22 protein-coding genes are annotated in these 23,702 nt (G+C 73.8%); 10 read left to right on the forward strand and 12 right to left on the reverse strand.

Going from position 1 to position 23,702, the window contains the following annotated elements:
• Both AOK09_RS17320 and AOK09_RS17325 read left to right on the forward strand, forming a co-directional pair.
• Positions 1–316, forward strand: a 316-nt coding sequence (locus tag AOK09_RS17320) for a DUF2550 domain-containing protein (protein WP_157875927.1), incomplete at its 5' end; no start/stop codon positions are given.
• Between the two features lie 32 nt (positions 317–348).
• On the forward strand, positions 349–921 hold the full coding sequence (locus AOK09_RS17325) for a cob(I)yrinic acid a,c-diamide adenosyltransferase (RefSeq protein ID WP_055588114.1): 573 nt from the start codon (positions 349–351) through the stop codon (positions 919–921).
• A 7-nt stretch (positions 922–928) separates the two neighbouring features.
• Here AOK09_RS17325 and AOK09_RS17330 read toward each other — a convergent pair whose 3' ends face one another.
• A complete protein-coding gene (locus AOK09_RS17330) occupies positions 929–1,474 on the reverse strand; it encodes a Uma2 family endonuclease (protein ID WP_055588115.1) in 546 nt (181 codons plus the stop codon).
• Positions 1,475–1,620: 146 nt separating this feature from the next.
• Positions 1,621–1,941, reverse strand: coding sequence for a hypothetical protein (locus tag AOK09_RS17335; protein WP_217698443.1), 321 nt, complete (start codon positions 1,939–1,941; stop codon positions 1,621–1,623).
• Between the two features lie 180 nt (positions 1,942–2,121).
• On the opposite strand from AOK09_RS17335, the gene AOK09_RS17340 reads away from it, so the two are divergent.
• From AOK09_RS17340 to AOK09_RS17350, 3 genes are all read left to right on the forward strand, one after another.
• Positions 2,122–2,979, forward strand: a complete 858-nt coding sequence (locus AOK09_RS17340) for a 3-hydroxyacyl-CoA dehydrogenase family protein (protein ID WP_055588117.1) — start codon at positions 2,122–2,124, stop codon at positions 2,977–2,979.
• Positions 2,980–3,283: 304 nt separating this feature from the next.
• Positions 3,284–3,652 (forward strand): STAS domain-containing protein, encoded by a 369-nt coding sequence (locus AOK09_RS17345; RefSeq protein ID WP_055588118.1) that lies wholly within the window; start codon positions 3,284–3,286, stop codon positions 3,650–3,652.
• Positions 3,653–3,788: 136 nt separating this feature from the next.
• The gene (locus AOK09_RS17350) at positions 3,789–6,242 is read left to right on the forward strand and encodes an ATP-binding protein (protein WP_055588119.1); all 2,454 of its coding nucleotides are present in this window, start codon (positions 3,789–3,791) and stop codon (positions 6,240–6,242) included.
• A 63-nt stretch (positions 6,243–6,305) separates the two neighbouring features.
• Here AOK09_RS17350 and nucS read toward each other — a convergent pair whose 3' ends face one another.
• Positions 6,306–6,965 carry an endonuclease NucS gene (gene nucS, locus AOK09_RS17355; protein ID WP_055588120.1) on the reverse strand — a complete coding sequence of 220 codons (660 nt, stop codon included), beginning with the start codon at positions 6,963–6,965 and terminating at the stop codon, positions 6,306–6,308.
• Between the two features lie 500 nt (positions 6,966–7,465).
• Here nucS and AOK09_RS17360 point away from each other — a divergent pair, with 500 nt between their 5' ends.
• Complete coding sequence (locus tag AOK09_RS17360) at positions 7,466–7,861, forward strand: SCO5389 family protein (RefSeq protein WP_055588121.1); 396 nt, start codon at positions 7,466–7,468, stop codon at positions 7,859–7,861.
• A 51-nt stretch (positions 7,862–7,912) separates the two neighbouring features.
• On the opposite strand, the gene AOK09_RS17365 is transcribed toward AOK09_RS17360, so the two are convergent.
• Positions 7,913–9,082 (reverse strand): LLM class flavin-dependent oxidoreductase, encoded by a 1,170-nt coding sequence (locus AOK09_RS17365; RefSeq protein WP_055588139.1) that lies wholly within the window; start codon positions 9,080–9,082, stop codon positions 7,913–7,915.
• 313 nt (positions 9,083–9,395) lie between these two features.
• On the opposite strand from AOK09_RS17365, the gene AOK09_RS17370 reads away from it, so the two are divergent.
• Entirely contained in the window at positions 9,396–9,719 is a 324-nt protein-coding gene (locus tag AOK09_RS17370) for a hypothetical protein (protein WP_055588122.1), read from the forward strand.
• Positions 9,720–9,736: 17 nt separating this feature from the next.
• Here the strand turns inward: AOK09_RS17370 and AOK09_RS17375 are convergent, their stop codons facing one another.
• The 4 genes from AOK09_RS17375 to AOK09_RS17390 form a co-directional block, all read right to left on the reverse strand.
• Positions 9,737–10,570 (reverse strand): ABC transporter permease, encoded by an 834-nt coding sequence (locus AOK09_RS17375; protein WP_055588123.1) that lies wholly within the window; start codon positions 10,568–10,570, stop codon positions 9,737–9,739.
• Positions 10,571–10,574: 4 nt separating this feature from the next.
• Complete coding sequence (locus AOK09_RS17380; protein ID WP_079063149.1) at positions 10,575–11,582, reverse strand: ABC transporter ATP-binding protein; 1,008 nt, start codon at positions 11,580–11,582, stop codon at positions 10,575–10,577.
• Positions 11,583–11,715: 133 nt separating this feature from the next.
• Positions 11,716–12,483, reverse strand: a complete 768-nt coding sequence (locus tag AOK09_RS17385; protein ID WP_055588124.1) for an ABC transporter permease — start codon at positions 12,481–12,483, stop codon at positions 11,716–11,718.
• A gap of 1 nt (position 12,484) precedes the next feature.
• Positions 12,485–13,492, reverse strand: a complete 1,008-nt coding sequence (locus tag AOK09_RS17390) for an ATP-binding cassette domain-containing protein (protein ID WP_055588125.1) — start codon at positions 13,490–13,492, stop codon at positions 12,485–12,487.
• A gap of 70 nt (positions 13,493–13,562) precedes the next feature.
• Here AOK09_RS17390 and AOK09_RS17395 point away from each other — a divergent pair, with 70 nt between their 5' ends.
• The gene (locus tag AOK09_RS17395; RefSeq protein ID WP_055588126.1) at positions 13,563–14,384 is read left to right on the forward strand and encodes an alpha/beta fold hydrolase; all 822 of its coding nucleotides are present in this window, start codon (positions 13,563–13,565) and stop codon (positions 14,382–14,384) included.
• Positions 14,385–14,514: 130 nt separating this feature from the next.
• Here AOK09_RS17395 and AOK09_RS17400 read toward each other — a convergent pair whose 3' ends face one another.
• The 3 genes from AOK09_RS17400 to mce all read right to left on the reverse strand — a co-directional run bounded on the left by AOK09_RS17400 (position 14,515) and on the right by mce (position 20,436).
• Positions 14,515–15,447 (reverse strand): coiled-coil domain-containing protein, encoded by a 933-nt coding sequence (locus tag AOK09_RS17400; RefSeq protein ID WP_055588127.1) that lies wholly within the window; start codon positions 15,445–15,447, stop codon positions 14,515–14,517.
• A gap of 105 nt (positions 15,448–15,552) precedes the next feature.
• The gene (locus AOK09_RS17405; protein ID WP_055588128.1) at positions 15,553–19,518 is read right to left on the reverse strand and encodes a hypothetical protein; all 3,966 of its coding nucleotides are present in this window, start codon (positions 19,516–19,518) and stop codon (positions 15,553–15,555) included.
• Between the two features lie 483 nt (positions 19,519–20,001).
• Positions 20,002–20,436 (reverse strand): methylmalonyl-CoA epimerase, encoded by a 435-nt coding sequence (gene mce / locus AOK09_RS17410; protein ID WP_055588129.1) that lies wholly within the window; start codon positions 20,434–20,436, stop codon positions 20,002–20,004.
• A 379-nt stretch (positions 20,437–20,815) separates the two neighbouring features.
• On the opposite strand from mce, the gene AOK09_RS17415 reads away from it, so the two are divergent.
• Together AOK09_RS17415 and meaB are read left to right on the forward strand one after the other, a co-directional pair.
• Positions 20,816–22,018 (forward strand): acetyl-CoA C-acetyltransferase, encoded by a 1,203-nt coding sequence (locus AOK09_RS17415; RefSeq protein ID WP_079063150.1) that lies wholly within the window; start codon positions 20,816–20,818, stop codon positions 22,016–22,018.
• A gap of 91 nt (positions 22,019–22,109) precedes the next feature.
• On the forward strand, positions 22,110–23,066 hold the full coding sequence (gene meaB / locus AOK09_RS17420) for a methylmalonyl Co-A mutase-associated GTPase MeaB (RefSeq protein WP_055588131.1): 957 nt from the start codon (positions 22,110–22,112) through the stop codon (positions 23,064–23,066).
• 86 nt (positions 23,067–23,152) lie between these two features.
• Here meaB and AOK09_RS17425 read toward each other — a convergent pair whose 3' ends face one another.
• A complete protein-coding gene (locus AOK09_RS17425; protein WP_055588132.1) occupies positions 23,153–23,662 on the reverse strand; it encodes a MarR family winged helix-turn-helix transcriptional regulator in 510 nt (169 codons plus the stop codon).
• Positions 23,663–23,702: the final 40 nt, after the last annotated feature.

A 23,702-nucleotide genomic window follows, 5' to 3' on the forward strand; every position in this document is an offset into this window, starting at 1 on the left:
CGCCCCGGCCCACCCGGCCGACGGCAAGGGGTGGGTTTTCGGTATCGCCCGCTACAGCGGCGACTCCATCGAGTGGTTCCGGGTCTTCTCCTATGCACCGCGCCCCCGGCGGGTGCTGCCGCGCTCCGAGATCGAGGTGCTGGGCCGCCGCTACCCCGCCGGGCAGGAGGAGCTGGCCCTGCTGTCGGGTTCGGTGGTGCTGCGCTGTCTGCACCGGGGGGCACCGCTGGAGCTCGCCATGAGCGAGGACGCCCTCACCGGCTTCCTGGCGTGGCTGGAGGCCGCCCCGCCCGGGCAGCGGGTCAACGTGGCCTGACGGCCCGGGCTACCGCTCGGTAGGCTGCAGCCATGGTCAACCTCACCCGGATCTACACCCGCACCGGCGACGACGGCACCACCGCGCTGGGCGACATGAGCCGCACCACCAAGACCGACCCCCGGCTGATCGCCTACGCCGACTCCAACGAGGCCAACGCCGCCATCGGGGTCGCCCTGGCCGTCGGCGACCTGCCGGAGGACGTCCGTACGGTACTCACCCGGGTGCAGAACGATCTCTTCGACGTCGGCGCGGACCTGGCCACCCCGGTGGTCGAGAATCCCCAGTACCCGCCGCTGCGCGTGCTGCAGAGCTACATCGACCGTCTTGAGGCCGACTGCGACACCTACCTGGAGCAGCTGGAGAAGCTGCGCAGCTTCATCCTCCCCGGCGGCATCGCCGGGGCCGCCCATCTGCACCTGGCCTGCACCGTCGTCCGCCGCGCCGAGCGTGCCACCTGGGCCGCCCTCGAGGTCCACGGCGAGAGCATCAACCCGCTGACGGCCAAGTACCTCAACCGCCTCTCCGACCTGCTCTTCATCCTGGCCCGGGTGGCCAACAAGGAGCGCGGCGACGTCCTCTGGGTCCCCGGCGAGAACCGCTGACGGACCGCTACGCCACCGGGTAGCGGTGGAAGGCGGATGTGTCGACGGAGAAGCCCAACGGGTCGGGAAAGGGGATCGGCGTGCCGAAGGGTGCGCGGTCCGCTTCCTGGTAGGCGCCGTCGGCCCCGCGGGTGAACAGCAGCCACTCGCCGTTGTTGGGGTCGATGATGACGTACACCGGAATGCCGCAGTCCTGGTACTTGGTGAACTTGTCCTCGTAGTCCCTGCGGATGGCGGCGCGGCCGGTGGACACGACCTCGACCACGGCGAGCACTACGGAGACCGGCAGGTCACGCATGTCGTCGGCCCAGTCGCCGGCTCTGATGATCACGACATCCGGCCTGGGGCGGTCCTCGTCACCCACATGGACACCCCGCTCGGACCAGGCCTCGAAGGGCTCCGGGACGGTGCGTACGAACGTGCGGCCCGGCACATCGTGCAGCATCATCGGATTCGCCTGCATGATGATCTCGCCGTCGATGAACTCCACCCGCACCTCTTCGGGAAAGTCGTACCTGTCGTAGAAGGCGGCGAGGCTTCCGTCGGCGGCCATGGCGTACTCCTCGGGGGCGCACTGTCGTCACTCGCAGCGTAGACATACAACGAGGTGATCGGCCCCAGGTCACCCGTTCGGCCCCGTGCCGTGCCGGGCGGGCACGCAGGGGCGTCCGAGGGCCGCGCGCCTGCCGGCCCGGCCCCTCAGGCGGCCGGGCCGGCCAGCACCCCCCGGGCGCGGACGGCGTCGCCGGACCAGACCATCACCCGCGCGCCCTGGGTGGTGTGCACCACGGTGCTGCGTATCCCCGCGCGGTCCAGCAGCCCGGTCAGCCGCAGCGCCTCCTCGGCGTCCCTCGGCGAGGCCACGCTCTCCAGCAGTCCGTACTCGCCCGGCGGCCCCGGCCGGGGGGCCCGGGCGACCAGCGACTTCCCGCCGCTGAACGTCCAGCGCAGCAGCAGCACCAGCACCCCGACCACGCCCAGCGACACCAGGAGCCCCAGCAGCGGATCGAGACTGTTCACCGTCAGCCACCTCCCCTGTGCCGCGGCCGTCCGGCCCTGCGGGGGAACCGGACGGAGATCACACCCCTCATTCTCACCACAGCGGGGCCCCCGGCGTTAGAGTCCCGACCGGAGCGGCGCGGCTCGGGCGGTGACCCCTGCCCGCGGCCGGAGTGCCGGACGGGACGTGGGAGGAGCAGCGTGAGCAAGAGGATCGCCGTCGTCGGTGCCGGCCTGATGGGTTCCGGTATCGCCCAGGTGTCGGCGCAGGCCGGGTACGAGGTGGTGCTGCGGGATGTCACCGAGGAGGCGCTGCAGCGCGGTCTGGGCGGCATCCGGGCCTCGTACGAGCGGTTTGTGGCCAAGGGGAAGCTGTCGGCCGGGGACGCCGAGGCGGCGCTGGGCCGGATCACCACCACCACGGACCTGGAGGCTGCGGCCGACGCCGACCTGATCGTGGAGGCGGTGTTCGAGAAGCTGGAGGTCAAGCAGGAGGTCTTCCGCGAGCTGGACCGCATCGCGCGGGACGGCGCGGTGCTGGCCACCAACACCTCCGCCATCCCGATCACCCGGATCGCCGCCGTCACCCGGCGGCCCGAGAGCGTGGTCGGTACCCACTTCTTCTCGCCGGTGCCGATGATGCAGCTCTGCGAGCTGGTGCGCGGCTACAAGACCAGCGACGAGACCCTCGCCGAGGCCCGTGCCTTCGCGGAGGGGGTCGGCAAGACGGTGATCGTGGTCAACCGCGATGTCGCCGGCTTCGTCACCACCCGGCTGATCGCCGCCCTGGTGGTGGAGGCGACCAGGCTCTACGAGTCCGGCGTGGCCTCCGCCGAGGACATCGACACCGCCTGCCGGCTGGGCTTCGGCCACGCCATGGGCCCGCTGGCCACCGCGGACCTCACCGGGGTCGACATCCTGCTGAACGCCACCCGGAACATCTACACCGAGACCCAGGACGAGAAATTCGCCCCGCCGGAGATCATGGCGCGAATGGTGACCGCCGGTGACCTCGGCCGCAAGAGCGGCCGCGGTTTCTATCCGTACGAAGCGAAGTGATCGTGTGCGGCGGACGCCCGGGAGCGACGGGCGTCCGCCGCCGCGCATCCCGGGGTGAACTTGCTCACCTCTGCGCCGCGACGGGGTGATTCCGGCGCCCGATTGGGCTGTAATCGAGCCAGGGGCGAAGAGGGAACTCTCTATATTCCCCCGGACGAGTGAATTCGCTTCAGATTTCGTCGGCTGCCAGCAACCTGCACACCTGGTCCGGCGTCAGAAGAGAGAAGCACACCTGGATCGGGCACCCGGGGCGGCGCCACCGGCCGCACAGGGTCGTGCGGGAGGAAAGCGGAGGAGAAAGGGCATGCGCATCACGGGCGACCACGCCGAGCTGGCCGTCGAAGGGCGCCTCGACGTGCGCACCGCTGCGGACGCCCGGGCCGTGCTGCACGAGGCGGTGGACGGCGGCCGGGGAGACCTGGTGCTGGACCTCGCCGGGCTGGACTCCTGGGACGCCACCGGCCTCGGGGTGATCATGGGCACCCATCGGCGGGCCGGGCGGATCGGTCGCAGGCTGGTGCTGCGGGCCGTCCCCGGGCAGCTCCAGCGGCTGCTGGTGGCGACCCGTCTGCACCGCATCCTGGCCATCGAGGGCGCCGTCCGCGACCCCGGTGGAGCCACCCTTCCGGGCGCCGCCGGCGCCACCCCGGCAGCGGCCACGGTCCGCGCCTGAAGCCCGGGGTTGGTCAGCAGGGGGCAAGGGTCTAAGGTTCGCCATCGAGAGGCCCGCCGCAGCGCCGGGAGGCGGTGCGCGGCAAGGGCGGCCGACCGGTCCACCGGACCCGGTCCACAGGGGCGGAGCGACAACGATGAAGCCATCACCCGGGGACTCCCTGCCCGGTGAGCCCGAGGGCGCCGACGAGCAGCGCGACACCTCCGCGCTGCCGGCCGTCCGGATGCCCGCCGGGGACACCCTGCCCGCGGTCCGCGCCGGGGACACCCTGCCCACTCTGGCGGTTCCCGCCGAGGAGACCGCAAGGGTGCGGACCGGTGAGATCGTGGCCGGCCGCTTCCTGGTCGGCGTCGGCGGCCCGCGCGGATCCGAGGCCCGTCTCTGCCCCGCCGACCGGACCCCCCAGCCGGAGCCCTTCGCCCGCTCCGGCGGCGCCCGCGCCGACTCCGCGGTGCCGACCGCTCCGGTGGTGCTCGGCACCGGCCCTGGCGGCACCCCGCTGCTGGAGCGCCGCGCCGAGGTGGAGCGGCTGCGCGGGCTGCTCTCCCGGGGCCGCTCCATACGGATCACCGGCGCCCAGGGCTCGGGCCGCAGCGCACTGCTGAGCGCCGTGGCGGACTCCTGCGCGGGCCTGGCGCCCGACGGGGTGGTACGGCTCACGGGCTACCGGCGGAGCCTCGCAGACCTCCTCCAGGACCTCTTCGCGGCCACCCACCGCGCCCCCGGCTACCGTCCGGACCGGCACCGCCTGCCGCAGCTGCTCTCCCGGGTGGGTGCCATCGTGGTCGTCGACGACGTGGACTTCGGCGGGGCCGCACTGGAGGAACTCCTCGACAGCGCCCCGGAGTGCGCCTTCCTGATCGCCAGCACCCCGGATGTGGCCTCCCCGGTGGCCGGCTCGCGGATCGAGGAGAGCGAGCTGGGTCTCCTCTCCCGCGACGCCTCCCTGGAGCTGCTGACCGCCCTCGCGGGACGTCCGCTGGACGAGGTGGAGCGGGCCTGGGCGGTGGATCTGTGGTTCGAGTCCGAGGGGCTGCCGCTGCGCTTCGTCCAGGCCGGCGCCCTGCTGCGGCACCGGGACGTCGCCGCCGACGCCCTGGCCGTCGCCCGCGAGGAGCGCGCCAGCCTCTTCGGCGGCGACCCCGACTACGACGCCGACCTGGACACCCACCCGGACGCCCAGGAGGAGGCCCTGCGGCGGGCCCTGCCGCTGCCCTCGGTCGCCGAGAGCGCCGCCCCCGCCGTACGGATCGCCGACGGCCTCGGCGGCCCCGCCCGCGCCGTGCTGGAGCTCGCCGTCGCGCTCGGCGGTCAGTGCCCCACCGCGCCCCATCTGCCGGCCCTGATCGACGTGGGCCAGGGCGAGACCGCGCTGCGTGAACTGGTCGACTGCGGCCTCGCGGTCTCCGCGGGGGAGCACCACCGCCTCACCACGGGGGTGCGCTCGCTGCTCGCCGCGGAGTGGAGCGGACGCGACACCGGCAGGGGCGCGGCCCAGCACTTCGCCTGGTGGGTCGGTCATGCCTCGGTCAGCCCCGAGCAGATCGCGGCCGAGGCCGAGGTGCTGATCGCCGCGATGCACGCGGACCGCGACGGCGGCCGGCACAGCTCCGTGGTGCTGCTGGCCCGCGCCGCCGCCCCGGCCTTCGCCCTGGCGCTGCGCTGGGGGGCCTGGGAGCAGGCGCTCCGGCTCGGCCTGGAGGCGGCCCGTGCCACCGGTGCGGTGGCCGACGAGACCTGGTTCCACCATGAGCTGGGCGTGCTCGCCCTGGTGACGGGGGAGCAGGACCGGGCGCGGGCCGAGTTCGAGGCGGCGGTCGCGCTGCGCGGTGCGCTGGGCGACTCCGCCGGGGCCGCTGCGGCGCGCCGGATGCTGACGCTGCTCGCCGGCAGCGGCGCCGCGGCCCTGCCGGGGGCGGGCGGCGCGGGCCAGACCCGCTCGATGGGCCAGATCCCCTGGCGGCGCAAGGGTACGGGGAGCGCGGGCGGCCGCACCGGACGGCGCGGCAAGGCCCTGGTTGCGGGCGCGGGTGCGGTGGTGCTGGCGGCGCTGGGCACGGTGGTCGGACTGACCGCCGCGGACGGCAGCGCGACGCCGCCGGGGCCGAGCAGCACCACACCGGACTTCTCGGTGGACGTGGACATCCCGACGGACGCCGCGGGACTGGAGGGCTCGGCCTCGCCGGGCTCCCCGTCCGCCTCGGGGTCGGCATCCGCGTCGACGACCCCCTCCCCTTCCGTCAGCGGCACCGCACAGGTCGGCACGGAACCGGCCGGCAGCGGCACGGCCGGGCCGGGCGACGCTTCCACCACCACCACCGGCGGCGGCGCGACGGACCCGGTGACCCAGCAGCCGGGGCAGGGAGGGGGCGGCCACGGCCCGAGCCGCACCCCCTTGCCGACCCGCTCCACCACCGGCTGGCCCTCGGAGACCACCACCCCACCCGTGAGCACGTCGTCGAAGCCCGCGAGCCCGCCGCCGTCCACCACGCCGACGTCCGAGCCGCCCAGCTCGACACCGCCCTCACCCAGCGACCCGGGGACCGTCACCAGCGGCGCCGCCACCACGGACCAGTCGCCGACCCTCTGAGGCCGCCGGTGGTCCGGGCGGGCCGCCGCTGTCCGGCGGCCCGCCCGGACCGGGCCAACGAGGCTAGAAGAGCCTCAACTTGTCGTCCTCGATGCCGCGCAGCCCGTCGTAGTCCAGCACCACACAGCCGATGCCCCGGTCGGTGGCCAGCACCCGGGCCTGCGGCTTGATCTCCTGGGCGGCGAAGACGCCCTTGACCGGAGCCAGCAGCGGGTCGCGGTTGAGCAGCTCCAGATAGCGGGTGAGCTGCTCCACCCCGTCGATCTCCCCGCGTCGCTTGATCTCCACGGCGACGGTGGCGCCGGAGGCGTCCCGGCAGAGGATGTCCACCGGGCCGATGGCGGTGGGGTACTCGCGGCGGATCAGCGTCCAGCCCTCGCCGAGCACCTCCATGCGGTCGGCGAGCAGCTCCTGGAGATGGGCCTCCACCCCGTCCTTGATCAGGCCGGGGTCCACGCCGAGCTCGTGGGAGGAGTCGTGCAGCACCTCCTCCAGGGTGATGATCAGCTTCTCGCCCGCTTTGTTGAGGACCGTCCAGGAGCCCTCGGCCTCCTTGAGGGTGCAGGGCGGGGACATCCAGTTGAGCGGCTTGTAGGCGCGGTCGTCCGCGTGGATCGAGACGGAGCCGTCCGCTTTGAGGATCACCAGGCGCTTGGCGAGCGGGAGGTGGGCGGAGAGGCGGCCGACGTAGTCCACGGTGCAGCGGGCGATGAGGAGACGCATGGGGGCCAGCCTACGGGCTCCGGGACCCCTGCTCCGGCGCGATGGGCGCGCTGGGGGCGCGACGGTGAGACGCACGGTCGCACGCATGGGCTGCGCGGGGCCATTCGGTGCGAGTCGCGGAAAGACGGGCGCCCGGCGGCGCGGGACGTCAGACCCTGGGCAGGGGTCGAGCACCGGTCGAGCCCGGTTCGGGTGGCCGGATCCGTCTGCCGATCCCTGGTGGGCTCCGTGCTCAGTGGCTTACGGTGTGTCACTAAGACGGATAAGGGGGCGCTTATCTGACGGCGGATGATAGGGTTTTGCGCCAATTTCTCGACTTGAGACCAGGTTTTGGCGGAAGTTTCCGGAAGAAACCGCTCCGTCGATGAACCAGCTGAGAGCCTGCCGGGTGAGCCGGTGCGCGTCCGAGCGGCCGCCCGGGTGCCGGCATCAGCTGTCCAGGACACGGCACCATCACCGCACCGCCCCGGGGCTGGCCCGGGGCGGCGAGAGGAGAACCCATGTCGCTCGACGTCTCACCGGCCCTGCTCGAGAAGGCCGAGCGAGGCGAGGTCGACGAGAGGGAATTCGTCGACTGCGTCCGTACCTCCCTGCCCTACGCCTGGGACCTGATCAGTTCGCTGGTCGCCCAGGTCCAGGTGGACGGCACCGGCTTCGCCGACAACCAGGTCCCCCCGCCGGACGAGCAGGCCCGCGGCCAGCTGCTGCGCGCGCTGGCGAGCGATGCCATCCGCGGCGCGCTGCAGCGGCACTTCGGTGTCCGCCTCGCCTTCCAGAACTGCCACCGAGTCGCGGTGTTCGCCCCCGTGGAGGGGGAGGACGGCGCGCGGTACGAGCGGTTCACCTCCGTACGGGCCCAACTGCTCAACCAGTCACCCGAACTGCGCGACTGCTGACCGGCGGTCCGCTCCTGCGGTGGGGCGGCGGCTTTCGCCCCCGGGGCCGCGTCACCGCAGGAGCGGAAGCACCTCCGCCCCGAGGCGGGCCACATTGTGCAGCGTGGCCGTGCGGTCCCCGGACCCCTCCACCAGCAGCGCGAAGCGGCGGATGCCGGTGCGCTCCGCGGTGGCCAGCATCCGGTCGGCACAGAGCCGGGGAGCGCCCACGGAGTGCAGGTTGCAGAGCAGTTCGGTGTAGTCACGGGGGTCGCGCATCCGGCGCTCCCGGCCGTCCACGGTGCGGTGTGCGCCCAGCCCGTGCCGGAACCACTCCGGCATCGCCGCGAGCAGCGTGCCGCGTGCCTCCGCGGCGCTGTCGGCGACCTGGGCGACGCCGGCCGCCACATGGTCGCGTTCGGCCCGCGCCACCTGTTCCGGGGTGCGGCCGGCCGCCAGGGCGGCCGCACGGTAGGCGTCCACCATCTCCTTCTTGTCGTCGTCGCCGGAGTGCATGCCCAGCAGCATCGGCAGCCCGCGCTCCGCGGCCAGCCGCACCGAGTTGCGGGAGGTGCAGGCGACCACCAGCGGAGGGCCGCCGGCCGCGGGGACGGTGCGGACCGGCCCGAGAGCGTGCGGGGCGAGCGGCAGCCGGGCGGAGTCCGAGCGCTGCCGGGGGAAGGGCGTACGGGGCCGCAGTTCGGTGTGACGGTGGGTGTCGTGGAGCGTCGCGGGGGCGGGCACGGGCGGCTCGGTGGCGCGGGGGACCACGGCGACCTCGGGGAAGGAGAAGACCGGGCCGTCGGCGCCGACCCGGGAGCCGCGCAGCCAGCGCAGCAGCAGGTCCAGCCGCTCGGGGAAGCCGGACTCGAAGGCGTCGACACCGCTGCCGAAGACATCGAGGTCCACCCAGGGCCCACCGCGTCCCACCCCGAGGGTGAAGCGGCCTCCCGAGGTGAGGTGCAGCAGCGCGGCCTGCTCGCCCAGCGCCACCGGGTGGGCGGTGGAGAGCACGCTCACTGCGGTGCCCACGCCGATCCGCCGGGTGCGGCCGAGCAGCAGCGCGGCCAGGGTGGCGGCGTCGGGACAGACCCCGTACGGCACGAAGTGGTGCTCGGCGAGCCAGACGCTGTCCAGCCCGGCCCGCTCCGCGGCCACCCCGGCGCTGACGGTGCGCTCCAGCGCCTCGGCGTGCCGCTGCCCGGGGAACTGCGCGGACAGCAGGAAGGCACCGGCACGGATGGCGTCCACGGGGGCACCGAGCGCGGCCTCCTCGCTGACGGCGGTGGCGGCTCGGGTGTCGGTCATCGGGTCTCTCCCTCGGTTGTGCAGGGTCCCGCGGCCCCGCCTCGTCACCACGTGAGTAACCCATGTCATGTGCCACTGGCACGCGAAATGGCTCAACTCCCAGGAGAACGGATGGAAATCTCCTGATTCACCGTCGACCAGGGATGACGCGTGCTATGGGCCCACCGGGGACCCCCTACCCTGGATGGGGGAGTGCAGCTCAGATCATGCTCCATCCCCGACCGCCTCCGCCAGGAAGGGAACCGCCGTGTCGCCGCGCCGCAACCGTCCCCGAGGGGCCGACAACGGCCCCGACGAGCCGAGTGCCCCCGCCGGCAGCTCCCTGCTGCAGCGCACCGAGAGCTACCGGGGTGAGGACTGGGTGGTACGGACGGTCGCCGGCACCGCGGGACGCCACTACCGCTGCCCGGGCTGCGACCAGGAGATCCCGCCCGGTGTCGGCCATGTGGTCGCCTGGCCGATGCACGGGGCCGGCGTCGACGACCGGCGGCACTGGCACCGGGCCTGCTGGAACGCACGGGAGCGCCGCGCCTCCAACATCCTGCGGGGGCGCGGCGCTCCTCGGTACTGACCGTCCGGTGCGGCCGGTCAGACGTCCCGCCGGGCGACCGCGACCCCGGCCGCCGTCAGCAGGACCGCGGTGATCAGGGTGAGGACGCCCAGCAACTGCCAGCCGTTGGTACTCGGGTCCAGGGCCTCGCCGAAGATCGCGGCCGAGATGGAGACCGGTGAGTACTCGATCAGGAACCGCCCGATCCGGTCGCCGGCGAACAGCCCCAGAATGATCGGCAGCAGCACAAAACCGATCATGGTGGCGATGGCGCCCGCACTGTGCCGCAGCAGTGCGCCCACCGCCAGCGACATCAGCCCGATCACCGCCAGGTACAGACCGCCGCCCAGCACGGTGCGCACCAGCGTGCCGGTGGGCGGGGCGCCCGCGGTGCCGCCGAGCACCGCCGACGCCAGCAGGACGAAGAGCGCGATGGTGCCGGTGCCCAGGGTGAGGACCAGCGCGAAGAAGACCAGCGCCTTCGCGGTGAGCATCCGCAGCCGCTGCGGGCAGGCGGTGAGCGTGGTGCGGATCAGACCGGTGCCGTACTCGGAGCTGATGGTGAGCACACCCAGTGCGATCACCGAGATCTGGCCGATCAGGAAACCGCCGAAGCCCAGTGACAGGAAGTCGTCGCCGGGCTTGGTGGAACCGCGCGAGTACAGCACGGCGATCCCGCCGACACCGAGGATGAAACCGGCCATCAGCAGCAGCGTCCAGACCGTCGAGCGCACACTGCGGATCTTGGTCCACTCCGCTGCCAGGGCATGACCCAGATGCGCCCGCTGCACCGGGACCGGGGAGACGAAGCGGCCGGGCACGGGCGCGGCGCCCTGCGCCGGGACCTGCGGGGGAGAAGCCGGGAAGGACATCGCTTCAGACCTCGCTCTCGCCGAAGCCGCCGGGGGCGGTTCCGTACGGGTGGGGGGCGGTGCCCCAGGGCTCCTCGGCGGCCCCGGCCGCCGGGACCCCGGACCGGTAGGTCACCTCGCTCTGGGTGAGGCGCATATAGGCCTCCTCCAGCGACGCCTGATGCGGTGACAGCTCATGGAGCCGCACGTCGTGCTGGTGCGCCAGGTCGCTGATCCGCGGCAGCGGCAGCCCGGAGACCTTCAGGGCGCCGTCCGGCTCGGGCTCGGTCCGCGCCCCGGCGTCGGTCAGCACCTTCGCCAGCAGCCGGCGCTGCTCCCCGGCCCCGTCGGGGGTGCGCACCCTGGCGAACCCGGTGGAGTGACGGTCCAGGAACTCTCGGACGCCCATGTCGGCCAGCAGCCGCCCCTGGCCGATGACCACCAGGTGGTCGGCGGTGAGCGCCATCTCGCTCATCAGGTGCGAGGAGACGAAGACCGTGCGGCCCTCCGCCGCCAGCCCCTTCATCAGCGTGCGCACCCAGAGGATCCCCTCCGGGTCCAGTCCGTTGACCGGCTCGTCGAAGAGCAGCACCTCGGGGTCGCCCAGCAGGGCGCCGGCGATGCCCAGCCGCTGCCCCATGCCCAGCGAGAATTCCCCCGCCCGGCGCCGCGCCACATCCCGCAGGCCGACGACGTCCAGCACATGGTCCACCCGCTGCCGGGGGACGCCGGCCAGCTGCGCCAGCGACAGCAGATGGCTGCGGGCGCTGCGTCCGCCGTGCACGGCCTTGGCGTCCAGCAGTGCGCCCACCGTGCGGCCGGCGTTGGGCAGCCGCCGATACGGGTACCCGCCGATGGTGACCGTGCCGGAGGTGGGATCGTCCAGCCCCAGGATCATCCGCATGGTGGTCGACTTGCCGGAGCCGTTGGGGCCGAGGAAGCCGGTGACGACACCGGGCCGCACCTGGAAGGTGAGCTGGTCCACGGCGGTGTGGGGGCCGTAGCGTTTGGTGAGGCCGCGTGCCTCGATCATGCGTGTCCTCGGGGGATCTGCGCAGGCGCCTGCGCGCGGGGAGCGGTCGGAGGTGCCACCCCATCACGAAGGGCGCCCCTCGCGCAGCAGTCCGAACCCCGGGAGCCCCGGTTGTGACAGGATTTCTACAGGATCAGGCGTCGCGGCGGTCGAGCACCAGCCAGCCGCCGAGCAGCGCGGCCACCACCCACAGGGCGCAGATGCCCAGGCCGGTCCAGGGGCCGTACGGGGCGTCCGCCGGCTGGTAGACCGAGATCACCGCCCGTCCTGCGGTGTCGGGGAAGTACCGCGCCACCGTCTTCACCTTGGGAACGGCGGACAGGATCGGCGAGACCAGGAAGAAGAACGGCATCAGGATGCCCAGTGAGAGCGTCTGGTTGCGCAGCATCGCCGTGACGCCCACCGAGAAGAGGCAGAGCAGCGTCATGTAGAAGCCCGCCCCGAGCACCGCCCTCAGCACATGCGGCGCGCCCAGCGTGGTGCTGTGCGAGCCCAGCAGCGCCTGACCCAGCAGAAACGACACAAAGCTGGTCAGCAGCCCCACCACCAGCGCCAGCACCAGCACCACCGAGGCCTTGGCGGCGAGCAGCACGCCCCGCCGGGGCACGGCGGCCAGCGACAGCCGGATCATGCCGCTGCTGTACTCGTTGCCCATCACCAGGACACCGAAGACGATCACCGCCAGCTGCCCCAGGATGATCCCGCCGAAGCTGGTGGCGGTGGCGTCGAAGGGGGTGGTGGCGTTCCGGGTGGCCTCGCTGAAGTTGTGGTTGGTCAGCAGGCAGAGCAGCGCCGACAGACCGACCGTCACCACGAAGGCGGCGGCCAGGGTGACCACGGTCGACCGCACAGTGCGGATCTTGGTCCACTCGGATCGCAGGGCCGCAGCGGCTGCCGCCATGTCAGGACTCCCTCTTCTTCTGCTTGGTGCCCCACCGCTCCTGCCAGTCCGCCCCCCACGCCGGCGGGGGCCCGGTCAGGGGCTCACCACCGTACGGCGGCGGCTCGGCGCCCGCCTGGTACTCCACCGACTCCGCGGTCATCCGCATGAAAGCCTCCTCCAGCGAAGCCCGCTGCGGGCTCAGCTCATGCAGGGTGACCCCGGCCGCCGAGGCCAGCTCGCCGATCTGCGCGGCATCGCCGCCGTCCACCTCGAAGGCGCCGTCGTCGGCCCGCCGCGGCACCACGTCCGCCCTGGCCAGCGCATCCAGCAGCGCCTCCGGCGCAGGGGTGCGGACCCGTACCGTGGAGCGGGAGTTGCGGTCGATGAATTCGGTCATCGGCAGGTCGGCCAGCAGCTTCCCGCGGCCGATCACCACCAGGTGGTCGGCGGTGAGTGCCATCTCGCTCATCAGATGGGAGGAGACGAAGACCGTACGGCCCTCGGCCGCCAGTCCCTTCATCAGATTGCGCACCCAGAGGATCCCCTCCGGGTCCAGCCCGTTCACCGGCTCGTCGAACATCACGATCCGCGGGTCGCCCAGCAGCGCCGCGGCGATGCCAAGCCGCTGACCCATGCCCAGCGAGAACCCCCCGGACCGCTTGCGCGCCACCTCCTGCAGACCGACCAGCGTCAGCACCTCGTCGACCCGGCGGGCCGGGATCCGGTTGCTCTGCGCCAGCCACAGCAGATGGTGGTACGCGCTGCGCCCGGGATGCGCCGCCTTGGCCTCCAGCAGCGCCCCGATGTACTTCACCGGCTCGCGCAGCTGCGCGTAGTGCTTGCCGTCGATGGTGACCCGGCCCGAGGTGGGCCGGTCCAGGTCGAGGATCATCCGCATGGTGGTGGACTTGCCCGCGCCGTTGGGACCCAGGAACCCGGTCACCACCCCCGGGGGGATGGCGAAACTCAGCCGGTCCACGGCCAGCTTGTCGCCGTAGCGCTTGGTCAGCTCGTGCAGCTCGATCATCGCGGCTGGCTCCCCGGGTGTGGACTCGGCGCATCCATCGCGATCACCCTACGCCGTTACGGTGCTCCGTATGACCGATCGACTCTCCCTCCTCGACTCCGGCACCGGCACACCGCTGGTGCTGCTGCACGCCTTCCCGCTCGCAGCCCGGATGTGGCAGCGGCAACTGGCGGAGCTGCCCGGCCCGGACGGCACCCGGGCCCGGGTGCTGGCCCCCGACCTCAGGGGCTTCGGAGGGGCGCCGCAGGGCGACGAGGCGCCCTCCCTGGACCTGCTGGCCGACGATGTGGCCCGGCTGCTGGACCGGGCCGGTGTGGAACGGGCCGTGGTCGGCGGACTGTCCATGGGCGGCTATGTGGCCATGGCCTTCGCACGGAGGCACGGCGACCGGCTGTCCGGGCTGCTGCTCGCCGACACCAAGGCCACCCCCGACACCGGACAGGCCCGCGACAACCGGGAGCGGATCGCCCGCGCGGTGCTGGCCAGGGACAGCGTCCAGCTGCTGCTGGACGAGCAGTTGCCCCACCCTCAGCTCAGCGCCGTCACCGCCAGGGAACGCCCGGAGGTGGTCCGGCAGGTGCGCGAGCTGATGGCGCAGGCCTCGCCGGCCGCGGTGGCCTGGGCGCAGCGGGCGATGGCGGCGCGCGGCGACTCGCTGGAGGTGCTGGCGCAGGTGGCCGTGCCGGCGCTGGTGGTGGTGGGGGAGGAGGACGCCATCACCCCGCTCGCGGACGCCCGGGCGATGACCGAGGTGCTCGCGGACGCCGAACTGCACACCATCCCCGGTGCCGGTCACCTCACGGCACTGGAGGACCCGGCCGCCTTCAACGCCGCCGCCCGCTCCCTGCTGGCCCGGACCGCCGCGGAACCCGGGACCCCACCGCAGGGGTGAGCGCGCCCCGGCCCCCGGCGCGCGCCCGGCCGCCCCGGTGGTGTGCGGCGGAACGCCGAAGGGGCGGAAAGCCGCATCCCCGGCCGCACGGCGGGTGCGGCCGGGGATGCGCTGCGGGACTGGTGCGACGTCAGCGGCTCTGCTGCGCGGGGACGCTGCGGCCCAGGTCGTCGTCGCCGGTACCGGCGGCCGCGACCGCGGCACCGGTCAGCGTCGCCAGCATTTCGCGGACGTTGGTGAGCTGCGCGTTGATGGAGTCGCGGCGGTTGGTCAGCGCCGCCAGCTCCCGCTCGGACTCGCTGCGCACCCGGTCGGCCTTGGCGTTGGCGTCGGCCACGATGTCCTCGGCCTGGCGCTGGGCGGTCTCCACCGTCTGGCGGGCCCGGCGCTCGGCGTCGGTACGCAGCTTCTCGGCCTCCAGGCGCAGCTGCTCCGCCCGGTGCTCGATCTCCGCCAGCCGCTTCTCCGCCTTGGCCTGGCGGGCGGCCAGGTCGCGCTCGGACTGCTCCCGGCGCTTGGCCAGGTTGGTCTCGAAGTCCGCGGCGGCCTGGGCGGCCTTGGCGCGGGTGTCCTCGAAGAGGGCGTCCGCCTCCTCCCGCTTGTTCTGCGCGTCCTTGGTGGCCTCGGCGCGCAGCTGGGCGGAGTCGCTGTTGGCCTTGTCGACGATGCGCTGGCCCTCGTCCTCGGCCTTGGCCTTGCGGTCCTTGGCGTAGGACTCGGCCTCGGACCGCACCTGCTGCGCCGCGGCCTCGGCCAGCTCACGGTGCTGCTCGGCGGCCCGGTGGGCCTCGTCGCGCAGATCCTTGGCCTCCTCCTCGGCCAGCCGCAGGATCTTCTCCACGCGTGCACCGAGGCCCGCGTAGGAGGGCTCCGCGTCGGTGACGACGGCCTGCGCGTTCTGGGTCTCGAGGTGCAGCTCCTCGATGCGCTTCTCCAGCGCCGAGATACGGGAGAGGGCACTGTCCCGGTCGCTGACCAGCTTGGTGATGCGCTCGTCGACCTGGGCGCGCTCGTACCCGCGGCGCACGACGTCGAAGCCGTGCGGAGAGTGAGTGTCGCTCATGGGGATGGGGTTCCTGTCGTAAGACCGGTGAGGTGATAGGGGGAATCCTGGCACGAAACCGGAGTGTCATCGAGCGGAAGCCGACGGTTGTTGGAGAATGTCCGCTCAATCGGGTGGTGAGCCGTCGGCACGCTTCCCACCCGACCGTGCGGAGCCCACTCCGGCCCCTGCTCTGGCGCCCCCGTCGCGGCCTCCGGCGCCGCCCGCCTTGGTACTGCTTCCCCCGTTGCGCTGCCCGGATACTGACGGGGCCTCAAAAGCCTCCAGTGCCGACAGCACGTCCTGGACCCGCGCGATCTCGGTGTTGATGTCCTTGCGGCGGCGGACCAGCTCGTCGAGCTCCCGCCGGCCCGAGTCGGTGGCGCTCTGCGCCTCCTCGCGGGCCTCCGCAACGATCCGCTCCGCCTCCTCGCGCGCGAGACGAAGCTCCTCCTCGGCCTTCTCGGCGCTCTCCCGGAGTCGCTTCTCCACCTCGGCGGCGGCCTTCTCCAACCGCTCCTCGGCCTCCTCCTGGGCGGTCGCCAGATGCTGGTCGGCCTCGGTACGGCGCCGCTCGGCCTCCGCCGCGGAGTCGGCGAGCTTCTGCTCCGCCTCCTTCAGCAGCCCCTCGGCCTTGCGCACCGCCGCGATCCGCACCTTGCTGGCCTCCGCCGAAGCGTCCGAGGCGAGCTCGGCGGCCCGCTCCTCGGCGGCGGTGACCAGGGCGGCGGCGCGCTCCTCGGCCTCCGCCACGGTCTCCACCGCCTGCTCCTCGGCCTCGGTGAGCTGCTCCTGGGCCGCGGCCACCAGCTTGTCGACCCGCTCGCCCGCCGACTTCAACGCCTCGGCGGCCTCCTTGCGGGCCCGCTCGTGCAACGCCTCGACCTCGGCGTCGGTACGGTCGCGCAGCTCCTCGGCACGCTCGCGGATCGCCGTGGAGTCCCGGCGGGCCTCGGCCAGCAGCGCATCGGCGTCGGTACGCGCCCGCTCCACCGCGGCCTGGCCCTCGGCGGTGCCCTCCGCGACCAGCCGGTCGGCCTCCTTGCGGGCGGCGGCGACCATGGCGTCCGCCTGCTCCTCCGCGGCGGCGGTGGTGGCCAGCGCCGCGGTCTGCGCATCGGCGGTGAGCGCGTCGGCGTCCGCCTGCGCCTGCCGTACCAGTGCGGCCGCCTGCTCCTCCGCCTCGGCGAGGGTACGGGCGGCCGCGGCCCGGGTGGCGACCGCGTAGTCGTCCGCCTCGGCACGCACCAGCGCGGCCAGCTCCTCGGCCTCGCCCAGCGCCCGGGCGGCGTCCGCGTCGCCGGCGGCGCGGGTCGCCCGGCCGTAGGCGTCGGCGGACTCCCGCTCGGTCTCCGCCTCCGCCCGCACCCGGGCGGCGTAGCCGTCGGCCTCGGCATGCAGCCGGGAGGCTTCGGAGGCGGCGTCCTCGCGCAGCCTGTCGGTCTCGGCCTGCACCTGGGCCCGCAGTTCTGCGGTCTCCCGGGCGGCGGCGGTCCGCACCTCGGCCGCCTCCCGCTGGGCGTCCGCGCGCAGCTGCGCGGTCTGCTTCTCCGCCGCCTCGTAGAGCCCCGCCACCGACTGGCGGACCGCGGCGGCCTCGTCCTCGGCGGCGGCCACCAGCTCGGCGGCGCGGCGCTCGGCCTCGGCCAGCGAGGTGGCGGACTCGCTACGGGCGTGCTCCAGCTGCTCCGCGGCCTCCGCGGTGAGCCGGGCCGCCTCCTCGCGGGCCGCACTGCGGTCCTGCTCCGCCTCGGTGGCGAGCGCGGCTGCGCGGGCCTCCGCGTCGGCCATCAGCTCGGCGCCCAGCTGCTCCGCGGCCTCCTGGGCCTGGCGGGCCTCCTCGTGCAGCCGCTCGGCCTCGGCCTGGGCCTCGACGCGCAGCCGTACCGTCTCGCTCTCGGCCTCGGCGCGGGCGGCGGCGATCTCGGCGGCCGCCCTGGTGCGCAGCTCCTCGGTCTCGGCGGCCACCGCTGCCCGCAGCTGCTCCGCCTCCTGTGCGGACTGCGCGGCCAGTTCGGCCGCGGCGCGCTCCGCCTCCTGCGCCGCGCTCTCGGCCTCGGCCAGCAGCCGGGCGGTCTCGGTACGCTCGTGCAGCAGCCCCTCGGCGGCCTCCGCGCGCTCCCGCGCGGCCTCCTCACGCAGCGCCAGGGCATAGGCCTCGGCCTCCGCCCGGTGTGCCTGAGCTGCCGCCTCCGTCTCGGTGCGCAGCGCCGCGGCGGCGCTCTCGGCCTCGGAGCGCACCAGGGTGGAGAACTCCTCGGCCTCCCGGCGCAGTGCCTCGGTCCGCTCCGTGACCTGCCGGGTCAGCTCGGCGGCCTCCTGCTCGGCGGCCTCCAGCGCCTGGGCGCGCAGCTGGTCGGCCTCGGCGGTGATCTTGTCCGACTCGGTACGGGCCCGCTCCAGCACCTGCTCGGCGCGGCTCTGGATCTCGGCGGCCTGCTCCTTGGCGTGCTCCCGCAGCCGGTCCACCTCGCCGGCCGCGCCCGCCCGCAGGGCGTCGGCGTCGGCCTTGGCCCTGGTGAGCAGCTCCTCGGCGCTGTGCGCCGCCTCCTCGATCTGCACCACGGCCTGGCGGCGGCCCTCGCTGCGGGCCCGCTCGCTCTCGGCGGCGGCGTCGGCGCGCAGCTGCTCGGCCTCCGCCCGCAGCTGGGCCGCCTGGTCCTGCATCTCCTGGATCCGGGCGCGGATGTCCGCGGTCTCGTCCAGGACGGCGCTCTGCGTCTGCTCGGCGGCGGCCTGCGCCTCCGCCCGCAGCCGCTCCACCTCGGCCTTGGCCTCCGAGCGGATCCGCTCGGCCTCGGCGGCGGCCTCCGCCCGGGTGGCCTCGGCCTCTCCGGTCGCCCGGGCGACGACCTCCTCGGCGGTACGCGCGGCCTTGGCCAGGTGCACCGTGGCGTCCTTGGCGCCCTCGCTGCGGCCCTGCTCCAGAGCCTCCGAGCGCAGCGCCTCCGCCTTGGCCTCGGCCTCGGCGACGAAACGCTCGGCGTCCTCGGCCGCCGCGGCCCTGGCGGCCTCCGCCTCGGCCTTGATCCGCTCGGCCTCCCGGGTGGCGTTGGCCACCATCCGGGCGATCTCCGACTTGGCGGTGGCGGTGCGCTGCTCGCTGGCGGCCTCGGTGTCGGCGACCCGCCGCTCCGCGGCCGCCTCGGCGTCGGCCTGCAGCTGTTCGGCGGCCCGCTCGGCCTCGGCGCGCAGCTCTGCCGCCTCCCGGCGGGCGCGCTCGGCCTCGGCGGCGGCCTCGGCGCGCAGCTGCTCCACCTCGGCCTGCGACTGGGCCAGGGCCTGCTCGGCGCGCCGGGCGGCGTCCGCGGCGTCCTGCTTGAGCTGTTCGATCTCCGCCTGGGCCGCGGCCAGCCGGCTCTCCGCCTCGCTGGCGGCGCTGCCGCGCAGCTGCTCGGCCTGGCTGGTGGCCTGTTGCGCCTGCTCGGCGGCGGCCTGCAGCAGCCGCTCGGCCTGCTCCTGGGCACGGCGCAGCGCCCGCTCCGCATCGGCGCGGGTGGACTCCACATCGGCGGCGGTCTGGGCGCGGGCCTGGTCGGCGACGGCTGCGGCCTCGGCGCGGGCGGCCGCCAGCAGCCGCTCCGCCTCGATCCGGGACTCCTGGAGCAGCCGCTGGGCCTCCTGCTCGGTGCCCGCCCTGGCCTGCTCGGCCCAGTTGACGTTCTCGCTGACATGCCGCTCGGCACTGCGCCGCAGCTCTGCCAGCTCCTCCTCGAGACGCTGCCGGCGGGCCTGCGCCTCGGCCTGCATCTCGGCCTCGATCCGGGCGCTGCGCTCGGCGGCCTCGGCCATCAACCGCTGGGTGGCCGCCTGGGACTCGCGTACCTGGCGCTCGGCGTCCGCCCGCAGCTGCTGGGCCTGCATCTCGGCGGTGCGCAGCAACTGCTCGGCCTGCCCGGCCACGGAGTCGAACGCGCGCGGCTGAGCCAGCTGCCGTCGGGATTCGTGCAGCTTGGCCCGGAGGACCTCCACCTGGTAGCCGAGGTCCTCGGCATGCTCGACGGCCTTGTCCCGCTCCGTTCGCAGCCGATCCATGTCGGCTTCGAACTTGGAGAGGTGATCGTCAACCTCGTAGCGGTCGTAGCCCCGCACTCCGCGGTCCCATCTCTCCTGGTCGGTCCTCGACCCGCGCGGATCCGACCCCTGTCTGGCTGGGATCGGCCCCGGCGGGCCCTTGCACCCGCTGCCGGTGGACGGCTCCCCGGGGACGAGGGGCCCTCTGTCACGGTCGGAGCCCCTGGTCGGCCGGCGGCCGTACCGCGCCGCTCCGCCGACCGGGTGAGCTCCTCGGCGAACTGTGCCTTACCCGAGAATGGTGACAGACTCCGGTAGGGCCTTGAGCCGCCGTCCGCACGCTGAGTGCCCTGCTCTTCCCCTTACGTCCGCGCGCCTGCCGGCCTGCGCCTCAGCGGCCCGTCCTCCACGGGCGTGGGCGCACCCCGGCATTGTAGTCGCGGAAGGGGGTCCTGTAGCGGCCACCTCCGGCTTTTTCCCTGGTTGCCGGTCGTCCGGCCGGGGATTGCGGTTACCGGCCGGTTGCGCCGTCCGGGTGCAAGGGCGGTGGGGGACCGGGTGCTACCGGTGGCCGCCCGCAGCCGAGGTGACCAGCTCGGTGAGCACGCCGCCGCAGTCCTTGGGGTGCAGGAAGGTGATCCGGGAGCCCATGGAGCCCGTGCGGGGCTCGTCGTAGAGCACCCGCACACCCTTGTCCCGGATGTCCGCGGCCTCGGCGTCCACATCGGCGGTGCCGAAGGCGATGTGGTGCACACCCTCACCGTTCTTGGCCAGCCACTTGGCGACGGTGGAGTCCTCCCGGGTGGGCTCCAGCAGCTGGAGGTACGAGGCGCCGCCGTCGTCCGTCCCGTTGATGCGCAGCATGGCCTCGCGCACCCCCTGCTCCTCGTTCACCTCGCTGTGGAAGACCTCGAAGCCGTAGGTGGACCGGTAGAACTCCACCGTGCGGTCCAGGTCGAAGCAGGCGATTCCGATGTGGTCGATTCGGGTCAGCAAGGCGGCCTCCGTGAGGGTTCGGGCTTCCCAGTCCAGCGCATCGGGCGGGGCGGCGGCCAGTGGGGCGTGTTGCGAGTCTGCTCACACCGGGTGCCGCCCGTCTCACCCCGGGTGTGCCCATACTTGAGGAACGGGTGCGCCCCGGCGGCCGGGCGGCGCCGGCCGGCGACGTGCCCGTGATCACACCGCGGCTGCGGTGACGCCGGGGTTACGGCTCAGTACATTGGGCGAAAACCCTCACCCGGGCCCCGCCCGCCCGGTCCTCCGGCCGCTCGACCCTCCGCCGGCCTCCGGCCGGGGGGACCCCAGGACGACCGGGTCGCGGCCGGCGGGAACCGTGCCGGGGCCCGTAGCCATGACGTGCGAAGGGGCTCGTTCCATGACTGGATCCGCCGGCACCACCTCTGTCATCGTCGCGGGTGCGCGCACCCCGATGGGCCGACTCCTCGGCTCGCTGAAGAACTTCTCGGGCGCCGAGCTCGGCTCCTTCGCCATCAGGGCGGCCCTGGAGCGGGCCGGGATCACCGGCGAGCAGGTGCAGTACGTGATCATGGGCCAGGTGCTGCAGGCCGGCGCCGGCCAGATCCCCGCCCGTCAGGCCGCGGTGAAGGCCGGCATCCCGATGAACGTGCCGGCGCTCACCATCAACAAGGTCTGCCTCTCGGGCCTGGACGCCATCGCCCTGGCCGACCAGCTGATCCGGGCCGGCGAGTTCGACATCGTGGTGGCCGGCGGCCAGGAGTCGATGACCAACGCCCCGCACCTGCTGCCGAAGTCCCGCGAGGGCTACAAGTACGGCGCCATCCAGATGCTGGACGCCATGGCCCACGACGGCCTCACCGACGCCTTCGAGAACATCGCCATGGGCGAGTCCACCGAGAAGCACAACACCCGCCTCGGCATCGAGCGCGGCCCGCAGGACGAGGTCGCCGCCCTCTCCCACCAGCGCGCCGCGGCGGCCCAGAAGAACGGCCTCTTCGAGGCCGAGATCGTCCCGGTGGAGATCCCGCAGCGCAAGGGCGACCCGGTGCTCTTCAGCCAGGACGAGGGCATCCGCGCCGAGACCACCGCGGAGTCGCTGGGCCGGCTGCGCCCCGCCTTCACCAAGGACGGCACCATCACCGCCGGTTCCTCCTCGCAGATCTCCGACGGCGCCGCCGCGGTGGTCGTGATGAGCCGCGCCAAGGCCGAGGAGCTGGGCCTGGAGTGGATCGCGGAGATCGGCGCCCACGGCAATGTGGCCGGCCCCGACAACTCGCTGCAGTCCCAGCCGTCCAACGCCATCAACCACGCCCTGGCCAAGGAGGGCCTGACCGTCGGCGACCTCGACCTGATCGAGATCAACGAGGCCTTCGCGGCGGTCGCCGTCCAGTCCATGAAGGACCTGGGCGTCACCACCGACAAGGTCAACGTCAACGGCGGTGCCATCGCGCTGGGCCACCCCATCGGCATGTCCGGCGCCCGGATCGTGCTCCACCTGGCGCTGGAGCTGCAGCGCCGCGGCGGCGGCGTCGGCGCGGCCGCCCTGTGCGGCGGCGGCGGCCAGGGCGACGCCCTGATCGTCAGGGTGCCCAGGGCCTGACCGTCGATCCCCTCCACAGCCGTCGGTGCGCCCGGGAGGCAGTCCGGGCGCACCGGCGACCTGTCGCCGACTGCCGGGAGAGTTGAGCTTGATGATCGATGTGCCGACGCTGGTGGAACAGGCGCGCCTGGGCCGGCCGCGCGCGGTGGCCAGGTTGATCTCCCTGGTGGAGAACGCCTCGCCGCAGCTGCGCGAGGCGATGGCGGCGCTGGCCCCCCACACCGGCCGCGCCTACACCGTGGGCCTCACCGGCTCACCCGGGGTCGGCAAGTCCACCTCCACCTCCGCCCTGGTGAGCGCCTACCGCAGGCGCGGCAAGCGGGTCGGGGTGCTGGCCGTGGACCCCTCCTCGCCGTTCTCCGGCGGGGCGCTGCTCGGTGACCGGGTGCGGATGCAGGAGCACGCCACCGACCCGGAGGTCTACATCCGCTCCATGGCCACCCGCGGCCACCTGGGCGGACTCTCCTGGGCGGCGCCGCAGGCGCTGCGGGTGCTGGACGCGGCCGGCTGCGACGTGATCCTGGTGGAGACCGTGGGGGTGGGCCAGTCCGAGGTGGAGGTGGCGGCGCAGGCGGACACCACGGTGGTGCTGCTGGCCCCGGGCATGGGGGACGGGATCCAGGCCGCCAAGGCCGGGATCCTGGAGATCGGTGATGTCTTCGTGGTCAACAAGGCCGACCGGGACGGCGCCGACGCCACCGTCCGCGAGCTGGGCCACATGCTGGGGCTGGGGGAGTCCCGCAGGCCGGGCGACTGGCGGCCGCCGATCGTGAAGACCGTCGCCGCCCGCGGCGAAGGGGTGGACGAGCTGGTCGAGTCCCTGGAGAAGCACCACGCCTGGATGGAGGAGCACGGCGAGCTGGCGGCCCGCCGCCGTCGCCGGGCGGCCGACGAGGTCGAGGCGATCGCGATGGCGGCGCTCCGCAGCCGGATGGGCGACCTGCACGGCGACCGCCGGCTGGAGTCGCTGGCCGAGCGGGTCGCCTCCGGCGCGCTGGACCCGTACGCGGCCGCCGACGAGTTGGTCGAGGGCGTCACCGGGGCCTGACCGCCCCGCGGGGCGGGCCCGCGACGCCCGCGGGGCGGTGCCCGAGCCGGGCACCGCCCCGCAGGGCTCGCGGAGCAGCGGCCGGTTCAGCCGCGGCCGCGAAGGGCGCGCAGATGGGCGGCCACGGGGCCCAGGGCCTCGTACAGCGCCGCGATCTGGTCGCTGTCGAAACGGTCGATGAAGTGGTGGCGCACGCTGCGGACGTGGTCCGGCGCCACCTTGCGCAGGGTCTGCCAGCCGTCGTCGGTGAGCACGGCGTACAGTCCCCGGCGGTCGCCGGGGCACCCCTCGCGCACGACCAGCCCGGCCTTCTCCATCCGGGTGATCTGGTGCGAGAGCCGGCTCTTGGACTGGAGCGTGGCGGCTGCCAGGTCGGTCATCCGCATCCGGCGGTGGGGTTCCTCCGAGAGGACCACCAGGATCTCGTAGTCGTTCATCGCCAGGCCGTGCGGCTGCAGCTCGCGCCCGAGCTGGTACTCCAGCAGCTTGCAGACGTCGAGGTGGGCGCGCCACAGCCGCTGCTCCTCGGCGGTGAGCCAGGGGGCGTCGTCCGCTGCCTCGATGCCGGCAGCCGGGGAAGCGGTGGGGGTCTCCATGTCCTTATGCTACCCGATAATGTTGAAGTTTGTACAAAGA

Source organism: Peterkaempfera griseoplana (assembly GCF_001418575.1).
Classification (GTDB): domain Bacteria; phylum Actinomycetota; class Actinomycetes; order Streptomycetales; family Streptomycetaceae; genus Peterkaempfera; species Peterkaempfera griseoplana.